The 11422-nt window shown below is 43.4% G+C and carries 14 protein-coding genes and 1 tRNA gene; 12 read left to right on the plus strand and 3 right to left on the minus strand.

Annotated features, from left to right (window positions below):
- Positions 1 to 8: 8 nt before the first annotated feature.
- Complete coding sequence (gene rimP / locus BW716_RS07810; protein ID WP_235643549.1) at positions 9 to 473, minus strand: ribosome maturation factor RimP; 465 nt, start codon at positions 471 to 473, stop codon at positions 9 to 11.
- Between the two features lie 259 nt (positions 474 to 732).
- Here rimP and BW716_RS38950 point away from each other — a divergent pair, with 259 nt between their 5' ends.
- The 3 genes from BW716_RS38950 (at position 733) to BW716_RS07825 (ending at position 1733) form a co-directional block, all read left to right on the plus strand.
- Positions 733 to 960, plus strand: a complete 228-nt coding sequence (locus BW716_RS38950; protein WP_179091035.1) for a DUF2752 domain-containing protein — start codon at positions 733 to 735, stop codon at positions 958 to 960.
- Positions 957 to 1310, plus strand: coding sequence for a TM2 domain-containing protein (locus BW716_RS07820; protein ID WP_179091036.1), 354 nt, complete (start codon positions 957 to 959; stop codon positions 1308 to 1310). The genes BW716_RS38950 and BW716_RS07820 overlap by 4 nt, the downstream gene beginning before the upstream one ends.
- Positions 1311 to 1460: 150 nt before the next feature.
- Positions 1461 to 1733: a DUF4834 family protein gene (locus BW716_RS07825; protein WP_083721970.1), complete on the plus strand. Its 273-nt coding sequence runs from the start codon at positions 1461 to 1463 to the stop codon at positions 1731 to 1733.
- Positions 1734 to 1736: 3 nt separating this feature from the next.
- On the opposite strand, the gene BW716_RS07830 is transcribed toward BW716_RS07825, so the two are convergent.
- On the minus strand, positions 1737 to 2351 hold the full coding sequence (locus BW716_RS07830; RefSeq protein WP_083721971.1) for an HAD family phosphatase: 615 nt from the start codon (positions 2349 to 2351) through the stop codon (positions 1737 to 1739).
- Positions 2352 to 2438: 87 nt separating this feature from the next.
- Between BW716_RS07830 and BW716_RS07835 the strand changes: the two genes are divergently transcribed.
- The 7 genes from BW716_RS07835 (at position 2439) to BW716_RS07865 (ending at position 8120) form a co-directional block, all read left to right on the plus strand.
- Entirely contained in the window at positions 2439 to 3542 is a 1104-nt protein-coding gene (locus BW716_RS07835; RefSeq protein WP_083721972.1) for an AraC family transcriptional regulator, read from the plus strand.
- Positions 3539 to 5983 carry a M1 family metallopeptidase gene (locus BW716_RS07840; RefSeq protein ID WP_143708777.1) on the plus strand — a complete coding sequence of 815 codons (2445 nt, stop codon included), beginning with the start codon at positions 3539 to 3541 and terminating at the stop codon, positions 5981 to 5983. Before BW716_RS07835 ends, BW716_RS07840 begins: the two co-directional genes overlap by 4 nt.
- Positions 5984 to 6091: 108 nt before the next feature.
- Positions 6092 to 6165, plus strand: a tRNA-Ile gene (locus BW716_RS07845).
- Positions 6166 to 6325: 160 nt separating this feature from the next.
- Entirely contained in the window at positions 6326 to 6580 is a 255-nt protein-coding gene (locus BW716_RS07850; protein WP_083721974.1) for a type II toxin-antitoxin system Phd/YefM family antitoxin, read from the plus strand.
- The gene (locus tag BW716_RS07855; protein WP_083721975.1) at positions 6580 to 6834 is read left to right on the plus strand and encodes a Txe/YoeB family addiction module toxin; all 255 of its coding nucleotides are present in this window, start codon (positions 6580 to 6582) and stop codon (positions 6832 to 6834) included. Before BW716_RS07850 ends, BW716_RS07855 begins: the two co-directional genes overlap by 1 nt.
- A 262-nt stretch (positions 6835 to 7096) precedes the next feature.
- Positions 7097 to 7414: a hypothetical protein gene (locus BW716_RS07860; RefSeq protein WP_220388724.1), complete on the plus strand. Its 318-nt coding sequence runs from the start codon at positions 7097 to 7099 to the stop codon at positions 7412 to 7414.
- A gap of 271 nt (positions 7415 to 7685) precedes the next feature.
- Positions 7686 to 8120, plus strand: coding sequence for an HD domain-containing protein (locus BW716_RS07865; RefSeq protein ID WP_083721976.1), 435 nt, complete (start codon positions 7686 to 7688; stop codon positions 8118 to 8120).
- 130 nt (positions 8121 to 8250) lie between these two features.
- On the opposite strand, the gene BW716_RS07870 is transcribed toward BW716_RS07865, so the two are convergent.
- A complete protein-coding gene (locus tag BW716_RS07870) occupies positions 8251 to 9459 on the minus strand; it encodes a hypothetical protein (RefSeq protein WP_083721977.1) in 1209 nt (402 codons plus the stop codon).
- A 331-nt stretch (positions 9460 to 9790) separates the two neighbouring features.
- On the opposite strand from BW716_RS07870, the gene tmk reads away from it, so the two are divergent.
- Complete coding sequence (tmk, locus tag BW716_RS07875; protein WP_083721978.1) at positions 9791 to 10483, plus strand: dTMP kinase; 693 nt, start codon at positions 9791 to 9793, stop codon at positions 10481 to 10483.
- A 143-nt stretch (positions 10484 to 10626) separates the two neighbouring features.
- Positions 10627 to 11385, plus strand: a complete 759-nt coding sequence (map, locus tag BW716_RS07880; protein ID WP_083721979.1) for a type I methionyl aminopeptidase — start codon at positions 10627 to 10629, stop codon at positions 11383 to 11385.
- The last annotated feature ends 37 nt before the right edge of the window (positions 11386 to 11422 follow it).

Genomic DNA, 11422 nt, shown 5'->3' on the forward strand with positions numbered 1-11422 from the left:
TATATATTTTAAAACACGATGCACACTTTGGTGTGCTTGATTTCGTTAAGGTTTATGTCAGTAGTTTTTTTCTCTTTTTTCTTACCGATCGTCTCCTCTATAGTCAGGGCTTCATCAGTAGCCGCCAGCAGGGTGCCTTCCTTTTCGGAACCATCCAGCAGGGTTATTGCTACCTTTCTACCTATATTCTTTACGAATTGACGGTGCAGTTTCAGTGGTTCGTCCAGTCCAGGGGATGAGACTTCCAGAGAGAAATCGTTGTCAGGAAACAACGCCGCGGCTTCCAGCCTTGCGTATAAATTACGGTTGAATGAGACCAGCTTATCCACAGGTACACCATTATCACCATCCACAAATAGCTTTACATTATTAGTGGGCTTAATCCTGATATCGACCACGAAATATTCCGGATATTCAGCAAGCATTTCTTCTAAATGCTCCCGGATGCTTGTTATCACTTGTTCGTTTGCCATACAAAAAACGAGAAGGGGACTTTCAGTCCCCTTCGTTAGAATCATTTTCCTATGCAAAATTAGGATTTTATTTTGATCAAAGCGCATTTTCTTTAACTTGTATGAAATAATTTCCATTAGGAAATCCGCTATCTGCACAGATTACGTCAAAATCTAATAACTTCGTTTGACCGTTTCTTATATGTTAATTATTCACCACGTACAACGAATTAACAAAGAATTGATCATATGGCCAGTAGCGTTAATCTTGCTATATTGGATGAATCCGGCAGCAGATGGCAACTTTAGCCTCTGCCCGTTTAAGTGGCTCGGATTTACCTGGTGCCCGGGGTGTGGGTTGGGACATGGCATTCATTATTTATTACATGGGGACTGGAAGAATGCGATCCACCATCACATGTTAAGCCCTTTTGCTGTAGCCGTATTGTTGCATAGAACTTTTCAGCTTGGAAGATCACAGTTGAGACTTAAAAACCATCATACATGACCGATTTTTCCTTTGCCATGTTGCCTGGCGTTGACCAGGAAGAGATCCTGTGGTTACAGGAACTCACCAAAGATTATAGTGAGGACAATAAACGGAAGTTTATTGCCCTGTATCAATCCCGCCGCAAAGATCCGCAGACGGTGCTCATTTGCTGCCTGCTGGGTTTGGTATGCGTATCGGGTATACATCGCTTCATACTTAATCAGGTTGGCATGGGTATTTTGTACTTATTCACAGGCGGACTGTGCCTGATTGGGACAATTGTAGATGCTGTTAACCACCGCAAACTGGCCTGGGAATTTAATAAGGGGGCTGCTATGGAAGCCGCAAGCCTATTAAAAATGTACTAAGATTTTACAGCGCCGGTGGTGCTGGCGCTGTTTTTTTAGATTTTTTAGGAGTAGAAGAGAGATTTTCCCCCTATTAATCTAATTTTTGACCATTTCCACCTGTTAAAGGAATCTTAAAATACCCCCCTCTTTCAGCCCCTGAAACGGATTATGGGCTACATTTGTACTATGTTCAAGATTATATTTCTATTATTTATCTGCTATATACTTTACAAGTTCGTATTCAATCTTGTATTACCAATGTACCAGACAGCCAGGCAGGTACGCCGCCAGATGGGAGACATCCAGGACCGTATGCGCCAGCAATATGAACAGGAACAACAGTATCATCAGCAGCAACAGCCGAATAACTTCAGCGGCCAGCAGCAGGCTAAACCTAAAATAGACAAGGGTGATTACCTCGATTTTGAGGACGTCAAGTAAATTCTATTTGAAAATGTCTGTAATGGTTCTGGGTGCAAGCAAGTGAATGGTCTGCACCCCAACCGCTGTAGCCCCTTCTATATTAGGAAGGGTGTCATCTATAAATAAGGTCTCTTCAGGTTTCAACCCGTTCTCATCTAACACCAGCTGGTATGATTCCTTATCTGGTTTGCGGTAGCCAATCAGGTGAGAATAGTATGCTTTGTCAAAAAAAGCAGCCAAAGATGGGATTCCCCTACTCTCTTCCAGGATTTTATTGAATGCTGCCATGTGAATGGCATTGGTATTACTCAACAAATACAAGTTGTAATGTTGTCTCAATTGCTGCAATATCTGTAGTCTGCGCAACGGAAAGTCCAGCAGCATGGCATTCCAGGCATCAATAATCTGTTGTTCGGTTGTGCCAGCCGGGGTATGTTTCTGCATTTCCGTCAAAAACTCTTCATTACTTACCTTACCCGTTTCCAGGTCGTCGAACAATTTATTGCCTTTGAACTGGCTGAACAGGCTGTGAAAATCTGTTACCCCCAGGTCTGTAAAGGCCTTGTTTGTCGCCTGATAATCAATATTTAAGATTACGCCGCCGAGGTCGAATATGATGTTTTTTATGCCTTTCATACTTAGAATGCTATTGCTGTGCAGTTGCAAATTATAATGTCTGCGGCGGAAAAAATTATTTATTTTCAGGTTGTTTAACCTGATTCCATGCACTTTGCGTTCAATACATTGATGTTGCTGGGAACCCTGCAAGGGTTCATTATGTGCGGATTACTCTTCTATTCTTCTAAAAATAAGTACGCCAATCAGTGGCTGGGGGGATTGATCCTGTGTATTACCCTGGCTTGTCTGAATATGTACCTGGGTAATTTATCCTCGTTACCTATCCCGATTGGGTTTATGTTAAATTTTGTACCCCTGATCATCATTATGCCCATCGGACCATTTTTGTATTTCTATGTCAGATCAGTGACCGACCCGGATTTCCGGGTTACGCAGCGGTATCGCCGGCATTTCTGGCCGGTGGTGGTGGATGTGGTTCCCCAGGTAACGGCAGTGATCTATGTAGTAGGGGTAGTTTCCGGGGTAATTGTGAACAATAATCGCCCATGGGCGCTCTTTATTGATACTTATAATGTGTATTCGGATATTCCCCGCTGGTTGTCGATCACTATTTACCTGTTTCTTTCCTATCGTTATCTGGAAAGGTTCAACCTGCATAAGGACCGGTTGCAGTGGATGAAGCAGTTTACAGGGGCGTTCATGGGGTTTCAGGCAGTCTGGCTACTGTATCTGATTCCCTATATCATTCCACAACTGACTGATTATGTGTTGAATGCGGTAGATTGGTACCCTGTGTATATTCCGATGGTGGTATTGGTGTACTTTTTAGGCATAAAAGGATTGCTGATGTCAGTGCGGGAGGTGAAGGCCACCCCTGCCCCATTGCAGTCTCAATTGATCGATACAGCTGTGCCTCTCCTGAAAAAGGCAATGGAAGAGGACCAATTGTTTTTAAATCCTTCCCTGAATCTTGCTTTATTGTCTAAGCATACCGGCCTCCCGGCCAAAACTATTTCGGCGGTTTTAAACCAGCATTTGAATAAAAGCTTCAATGAGTTTGTCAATAATTACCGCATAGAAGCGTTCAAAGAAAAGGTATCAGATCCGTCGTTTGAGCATCTTACTATTATGGGCCTCGCCCTGGATTGTGGGTTTAATTCCCTTCCTACTTTCCAGCGGGCTTTTAAAAATAGGATGGGGATGAGCCCTAAAGAATACATCAAAATGAATGATCAAATCCGGATTTGAGTAGACTGGTGGCGGAGATTCCTGTTGTTTTACAGGAAAAAGAGGCCATGAAGTATTTGTTTCACCGGTTATTGAAAGGGTTATTTCTCCTGTTATTCCCCACTTCACTTTTTGCCCAGGTAGTTCACCTCAGGGAGGTCGCTGTTCACCCCGGTCAGGGGTTGGAGATAGTCAAAAGAATGATCGCTGCTATTCCGAATAACTATGACACCAGCCTGGTGACAATGAGGGCCTTTTATAAGGAAGATATCCGGTTGGCGGGTGATACGCTCAACTATAATGAATCCGAACTGGAAATAAAGGGGGATCAGTGGAAAGTGACGAAGGTGGGCCGGAAAAAGATGTTTTCCAACCCTGACTTTCAGTTTTATAACTGGATAAGTAATATTTCCAATGCCCCAGCCGGTGCCTTGCATGAAGACCTTATTAAATATGCGAATACCAGATACGCTATTTTAAACCCCAATTCCTTCCGATACTATAATTATTATGTAGACACCTTGTGTGGGCGCCAGCTAATAATAGCAGTGGTACCTAAGAATAATAATAAGAACGGGTTGGTGAGTGGGCGGTTATTTATTGATACGGCCAGTCTGGCGCTGGTGAGGTGTGAGTTAGTGGCTAGTCCGGCGGGGATCAGGCATGTAAATAAGCATGGCAGAGGAGGGATCCGGTATACCTTAATGTCAAAAATTATGAGAGCATCCATGGATTTTGAGCAGATTAGGATGATTGTGACTTATCAGCAGGAAAATGGGAAATATTATTTGCAGGATGTAAGGCGGCATTGGGAGACGGTGATTAATAGTAATAAGAGACATTTAAAAGATGTAGCCTGGCGGGCGGATTTTTTTCTGTCGGTAAAAAGTAGGTCTTTGTCTCTAAAGCAAGTTACTGGTCTTTCCGCTCCTCACCAGCATTTTACCCGGGCCGATACACTCAGGGGAATGTTGTCCCCACTCCGCTCCTGCTATGACGTCACTTTCTACCACCTGGATGCGGATATAGACCTGGATCGCCGGCGCATCAGTGGGAACAATAAGATCCGCTTTAAAGTCATATCTCCCTTCGATCAAATGCAGATCGACTTATATGCAAATATGAAAATCAACGAAATCCTGTTCAAAAACCAGTCTTTGACCTTCACCCGCGATGCAAATGCTGTCTTTGTAAAATTTCCAGGCATGCAACCTGTCGGCTCAATAGAAGAAATCACCATCTATTATGAAGGCATCCCTCAGGTCCCGGACAAAAGCATCAGTATGAACGGCGGCGTCTTATGGGACAAAGATGACCTGGGCAATCCGTGGGCACAAGTTGTTTGTCAGGGTTCAGGGGCTAGCTTATGGTGGCCCTGCAAGGATCATTTATCAGATGAACCGGATAGTATGGAGATCTGGATCACCGTCCCTTCCGGTTTTTCCGAAGTCTCCAATGGGCGGTTACAACGCCAAATTCCTCTTTCTGATCACAAAACCAGGTACGAATGGGCTGTTAGTTACCCTATTAATAATTACAATGTAACCTTCAGTATTGGAAGATATACCCATTACAGGGATCAGGGAGTGAACTATTATGTCATGCCTTACCACCTGGAACAGGCAAAAGTATACTTCAAAGAAGTTCCCGCCATGTTATCTTGTTATTCGCAGCATTTCGGCCCCTACCCCTTTCCCAGAGACAGCTTTACTTTAGTAGAAAGCCTTTATCCCATGGAACACCAAAGCGGTGTCTGTGTAGGTCGGATCCCCAACGACCCACATCCCGAATTCGCGGCTGTGGTCTGGCATGAATCGGCCCATGAGTGGTGGGGAAACAACATTAGTTGTAAGGATATGGCAGACATGTGGATCCATGAAGCCTTCGCCACCTATGCAGAAAGCATCTACATCGGTTGCCGCGATGGCGAAGCCGCTGCCCGCCAGTTTCTAAACGACCAGCGGGAACAGGTACAAAACAAACGACCGGTCACCGGCGTATACAATGTGAATAATATCTTCTATGACATTAGCGACATGTACACAAAAGGAAGTCTGCTATTGTTCACCTTACAGAATGTGATCAATGACCCTTCCTGCTGGAATCGCTTACTATTAGCTATCCAACAACATTTTCGCTATCAGACCCTATCTGCTGATGAGTTGGAACAGTTTATCTGCGACTTCACAGGAAACGATTACCACTATTTATTCAATCAATACCTTCATTACACCCGGGTTCCCCGTTTAGAATATTCCCTCTCCGAAAAAGGGACCACCCTCATGGTCCGTTATCGCTGGGTGGCTGATGTTCCCTATTTCCGGATGCCGGTGAAAATTAAAAACCATGAATTTATATACCCTACTACTGAATGGAAAACACTGACCCTTCGTAATCAGGCAGCAGCGGACTTCGAGATAGATGAAGAGAATTTCTATATAGAGGTAGAGGAGGTAGAATAAAAATTTTTACCTGGGGTTTGGGAAAATTGAATAAATTTTAAGTAATTTCGCCGTCCCGCAAAGGGACCCGAGAAAGTTTACATATATAATTTCGTTCTGAAAAGAACAGCTCCTATAGCTCAGTTGGTTAGAGCACCTGACTCATAATCAGGGGGTCACAGGATCATGCCCTGTTGGGAGCACAAACAAAAAGCCTTCGGCAATGCGCCGGAGGCTTTTTGTTTTTTACTTGTTCATCTCAAAGTTATTTCGTACTTTTGTACGGATTTAAGTACGTATTTGCGATACTTTTTTCATTCTGAGCATTTTTTATGCTCAGACATATTTTAAAATAACGTGTTTATGCAAGTTGTAAACTATAGCGAGTTTAGGCAACAACTAAAAGCGCATTTGGATAATGTAACAGAAAACCATGATACGCTTATTGTGCCCAGAGGCGGAGATAAAAGTGTTGTAATTATTTCTTTGGAAGAATATAATTCCATTTTGGAAACATTACACCTTATGAAGTCAGAGAAAAACAGAACTCGTTTAATGGAGGCGATTGAAAGAACAAATAATGGTATTAATGAAGAACATGAATTAATCGACGATTAATGAAATTAAGTTGGGACCAAAACGGGTGGGAGGATTATTTGTATTGGCAAAAGACAGATAAGAAGATCCTCAAGAAAATTAATGAGCTGATAAAAGATACAATGCGTCAGCCATTTGAAGGTTTGGGAAAACCAGAAGCACTCAAGGAAAATTTAACGGGTTGCTGGTCTCGAAGAATAGATCAAGAGCATCGGTTAGTGTATAAAGTATTGGATGATGCTATTCTTATCTTACAATGTAGATATCATTATTAAAGTGACAAATTAAATAGGAGGTCTAATAAATAGGCTTCCTGTTTTTTTACCATAGCACCTGACTCATAGTCAGGGGGCCACAGGATCATGCCCTGTTGGGAGCACAAGATGGTAAAGGCTTTTAGCTGAATTGCTAAAAGCCTTTTTTCATTTGCACAGGATTTGCACAAAGTAATGCTGGTGGGAAAATAGAGGATCACTTTCCCGACGTCAGGAAGGTGATCGAGGCAGGAAAAGGAGCTCAACAGGAAATACAGATATTATGCTTATACGCTATGCCTGCTACTTGAGAGCACAAAATGGAGATTCCAGAAAGCCGGAAGTTGCCTTTGCACAGACTTATTTTGCTGTCCAAACACGAAGAGCAGAAATAATTGAACAAAGATTGCTGGAATTTGAAAGAGTGAAAGCAAGGGAAAAGTTAAGTCAAACAGAGCGACAATTATCAGGAATATTATATGAAAGAGGTGTTGATGATAAAGGCTTTGCGATAATCCGGGCAAAAGGAGATCAAGCGCTTTTCCGGTTATCTACATCACAGTTAAAGAAAAAAACGGGTGTTCCGGAAACGAGGCCATAGCCGATTTTCTGCCTACTATTAGCATTAAAGCAAATATCACTGGCGGGTACAGCTGCTGGTACATACGTTACTTTTCAACAAATATCTATTGCATTAGGCGTATGTATTACAGGCGGGTTGTTTTTACAATTGACAGGCAATGCTCCTGACTGGCAACAATGGTTACATGCTTATAGATAGGCTACTGGAATGAATGTACTTTCCCTGCTGATCGTAAATTATTTATTAAGCAAATTGCACTAACTTGAAGCGATTGAAAAACCGTTTTACAATGACATTGGAAAGAGCTATTGAAATCGCCGTTGCAGCCCATCACGGTCAGAAAGATAAGTACGGAGCCCCTTATATCGGACATGTATTAAGAGTCATGAACATGGGTATTACAGTAGAAGAAAAAATTGTAGGCGCACTCCACGATGTAGTCGAAGATACAGACTGGACTTTTGAAAAGCTCGCTGCTGAAGGGCTGCCGCCAAAACTACTGGAAGCATTAAAAGGGGTTACTAAACTATCAGAAGATGAAGACTATGATCATTTTGTAGATCGTACCTTACAAAATCCATTATCCTGCGCTGTAAAAATGAACGATCTCACGGATAATATGGATATAAAACGCATCCCGGAAGTAACTGAAAAAGACATAGCCAGATTAAACAAATATCTAAAAGCTTACCGCAAAATTGCTGCAAAGAGAATTGGTAATTAAGCATCCAAAAATGGTCATCCAAATTAGTGGCTATTGAGCAAAAATGGTCATCCAAATTAGTGGCTGTTGAGCAAAAAATGAGCCTCCCAAAAATTGCTGTGGGCCAGGGCTCTTCTGTTGAACCAACCCGCTATTCCAGCAACTGACTCAACCCTTCTTTCTCAAAAATAAGTCTGCCGAACTTCAGGTCAGACCAACCCCTATCCAGTCGATAACTATTCACTGGTACCCCATCCTGTATGCCTGCTCGTAACTGATACGGTTCGTATAATTCCGAAGGTAATAAGCCCTGCAACTGGTACAAATGTGTCGAAATAATAAAATGACATTGCCTGAACTGACTCAACCCTTTAATGGTAGTAAACGTCACCTCCATCGCATCATCTATATTCGTACCCCTGAATATCTCATCAAATATGGCAAAGCACCGCTGCCCCGCCTTCGCCTGTATGGCCGTATTTTTAAGGTGCACGATCTCCTGCATAAAATGACTAAATCCATTCTTCAGATCATCCGTCACATTGATCGCCACTAACACCTGGTCATAAAACGGTATCCTACAATTCTCCGCCGGCACTGCCAACCCGATATGTGCCAAAGATACACACAGCCCTATCGCCTTTAAAGTCGTCGATTTTCCCGACATATTCGGCCCTGTCAATACAATCATATTACTCGTCGTTTGCAGGTTGTTTTTGACCGGATTTGTTACCATAGGGTGCCAGAACTCCTCTATCACAAAATTATCTGCAGAAAAGGAAGGAATAGTAAATCCGTACTTAATCGTACCCATGGCCAGTGACCACCATGCCTCATATTCAAACAGCGAATCCCAGAACCTGGCTGTCAGGTTCCTCTCCCTGCATGCCACCAGTTTGCGGGCAAAAGAAAATGTCTGCTGAAAGGTCAGTTCTTTGGGGAGTTTATCAATCTCCAATGTTTCATACAGTTCCTTGGCCGACCCGGCAAAATCTTCCAGCAATGGTATGCCATGCAATGGAAGCAGGTATTTCCCATAAATATTACGAAGCAACCGGATCGTTTGTAAACACCTCCCCTGCAACTGGTACCTGTCCTTCCCAAAATATTGACCAATAGTACTCTCCGGCTGCTCGACATAGGTAGTGAACTGATACACCTCCTGCAAGTCTGCCTTATGATAGGTAAAACCCTGTATCCGCTCCCAGTAAAACAAAAATGCCTGTAATAACTGCTGCCGCTCCAAAGTCGCAGAAAACGACAATCGGGGTACCGAAAAGATCTGATACAACCGCTCACTGGATGAAGGATGTATGGTATAGTCAAATAAGTGGATAATTTCTTTTTCAATGTAGGGCATAAAGTCACTGGATTATAGACATTAAAAATAATGTTTAACTCCCTTAAGGTTATGTTAAAGCCTATATAGCAAATAACACCTTCGTCTATAAGTATCATCCATAGGTCTCTCCCGGAGATAACCCGTCTATAACCCGCCTATAAGCCGCCCATAAGCCGTAGATAACCCGCATCTATATAGAGGCGGGTTATCTACGGCTTATCTATGAGTTACCACCGGGTCACCTATATGTTCATGTGCAGGATATGCTACCTCTGAACCGGATATCCAACTCAACCCGGATTCACAAACCTGAACCGGATGTAATATCTTTACCCCCTAAACCAGATCAATGCAGAAGAGCAGATTTATAGCCATCGAAGGATTAGATGGGGCAGGAAAATCGACCCAGATTGACTTATTGACCAATTATTACCACCAGCAGGGTATAGAAACCCGCTTCGTACACTTCCCAAGAAGTCAGAACGGAGGCGTATTTGGCGACCTGGTAGCTAAATTCCTGCGCGGTGAGTTCGGCGATGTGAAAAATGTACACCCACAATTGGTGGCCCTTATTTTTGCAGAAGACAGAAAAGACTTTGCCAGCACTATCAACGAATGGCTGGCTGATGGCTATACTGTGCTGGTTGACAGGTATGTATTGTCCAATATCGCCTTTCAGTGTGCTAAACTGAATACTGATGCGGAAAAACAGGAATTGCGGGACTGGATCAACATGTTTGAATATGAATACAACCGTATTCCCCAGCCAGACCTCTCCATTTACCTGGATGTGCCTTTCTCCCACACCGAGCAGGCTCTGACCAAAAGAATGAAAAATGAAGACCGCAGCTACCTGAATGGTAAGGAAGATATCCATGAAAAGGACTTCTCCCTCCAGCTCGCGGTGAAAAAAGAATACGAAATCCTGGCAGATACAGACCCTGCCATTACCAAAATAGTATGCTATAATGGGGCAAACGAGATGCGTACCATTGCAGACATCCATGCCAGCATCATAGCCTGCCTTGAAAAACTGATTTAATACATTCCTGAAAGTGGAAATCAGCAGGGGTTTTTCTGAAAAAAAAGCGATTTGCCAGCAGGTATACGCCTCATTTTCAGGAAATAATTTCCTTAAGGGGAAGCCCATTCACCAAATCCATTTTCAGCAAAAAAGGAGAAATTATGTCCATTACATCCACAACAGAACTAACCGGCATGCAGGCCATCAGTGAAGTAGTTGGCAAAGTGTTGCAGCAGATGCGTCAATATGCCGCACCCGGCATGTCTACGAAAGAACTGGATGAGTATGGGGGCGCCTTATTACAACAAATGGGCGCCAGATCAGCACCAAAAATCACTTACGGATTTCCTGGGTTTACCTGCATCAGCGTGAACAATGAAGTTGCCCACGGTATCCCTTCTGCAAAGAGAATTTTACAACCCGGCGACCTGGTAAATGTGGATGTGTCCGCAGAACTGGCGGGATACTATGCTGACAATGGCGGTTCCTTCATTTTAGGCGAAGATATTCACCACCATGCCCGTCTTGTCAATGCCTCTATCGAAATCCTGCACAAAGCTATCAGCAATATCAGCGATGGTGTACGCCTCTCCCACATTGGCCGTATTGTGGAAGATGCCGCCAGAGAAAAAGGATACAGGGTAATCAGGAACCTGGTGGGGCACGGTATAGGCAGAAGTCTGCACGAAGCGCCTAGAGAGATCCCTAACTTCTATGACCGGTTCAACAGAACCCGTTTCCGCAGCAATTCTGTGGTTGCGATCGAGACCTTTATCTCTACCGGGGCTAACTATGCTGAAACATTGGGGGATGGCTGGACACTGGTGACCAAAGATGGCAGTTTTGTGGCCCAGCATGAGCATACTGTGCTTGTAACGAGTGGGGAACCTATTATTCTGACTGCGTCAAATGGAATATAGGGTTTTCACGGATAGCCTAAAAATTGGCATAGATTAT

The sequence above is a fragment of the [Flexibacter] sp. ATCC 35208 genome (assembly GCF_001975825.1).
Lineage (GTDB): Bacteria > Bacteroidota > Bacteroidia > Chitinophagales > Chitinophagaceae > Chitinophaga.

Coding starts and splice junctions, on each gene's coding strand:
- BW716_RS38950 (WP_179091035.1), top strand. CDS start 733: ATGAATCCGGCAGCAGATGGCAACTTTAGCCTCTGCCCGTTTAAGTGG.
- map (WP_083721979.1), top strand. CDS start 10,627: ATGTCCATTACATCCACAACAGAACTAACCGGCATGCAGGCCATCAGT.
- BW716_RS07870 (WP_083721977.1), bottom strand. CDS start 9,459: ATGCCCTACATTGAAAAAGAAATTATCCACTTATTTGACTATACCATA.
- BW716_RS07835 (WP_083721972.1), top strand. CDS start 2,439: ATGCACTTTGCGTTCAATACATTGATGTTGCTGGGAACCCTGCAAGGG.
- BW716_RS07830 (WP_083721971.1), bottom strand. CDS start 2,351: ATGAAAGGCATAAAAAACATCATATTCGACCTCGGCGGCGTAATCTTA.
- BW716_RS07825 (WP_083721970.1), top strand. CDS start 1,461: ATGGGCTACATTTGTACTATGTTCAAGATTATATTTCTATTATTTATC.
- BW716_RS07860 (WP_220388724.1), top strand. CDS start 7,097: ATGCTTATACGCTATGCCTGCTACTTGAGAGCACAAAATGGAGATTCC.
- BW716_RS07850 (WP_083721974.1), top strand. CDS start 6,326: ATGCAAGTTGTAAACTATAGCGAGTTTAGGCAACAACTAAAAGCGCAT.
- rimP (WP_235643549.1), bottom strand. CDS start 473: ATGGCAAACGAACAAGTGATAACAAGCATCCGGGAGCATTTAGAAGAA.
- BW716_RS07865 (WP_083721976.1), top strand. CDS start 7,686: ATGACATTGGAAAGAGCTATTGAAATCGCCGTTGCAGCCCATCACGGT.
- BW716_RS07855 (WP_083721975.1), top strand. CDS start 6,580: ATGAAATTAAGTTGGGACCAAAACGGGTGGGAGGATTATTTGTATTGG.
- BW716_RS07820 (WP_179091036.1), top strand. CDS start 957: ATGACCGATTTTTCCTTTGCCATGTTGCCTGGCGTTGACCAGGAAGAG.
- tmk (WP_083721978.1), top strand. CDS start 9,791: ATGCAGAAGAGCAGATTTATAGCCATCGAAGGATTAGATGGGGCAGGA.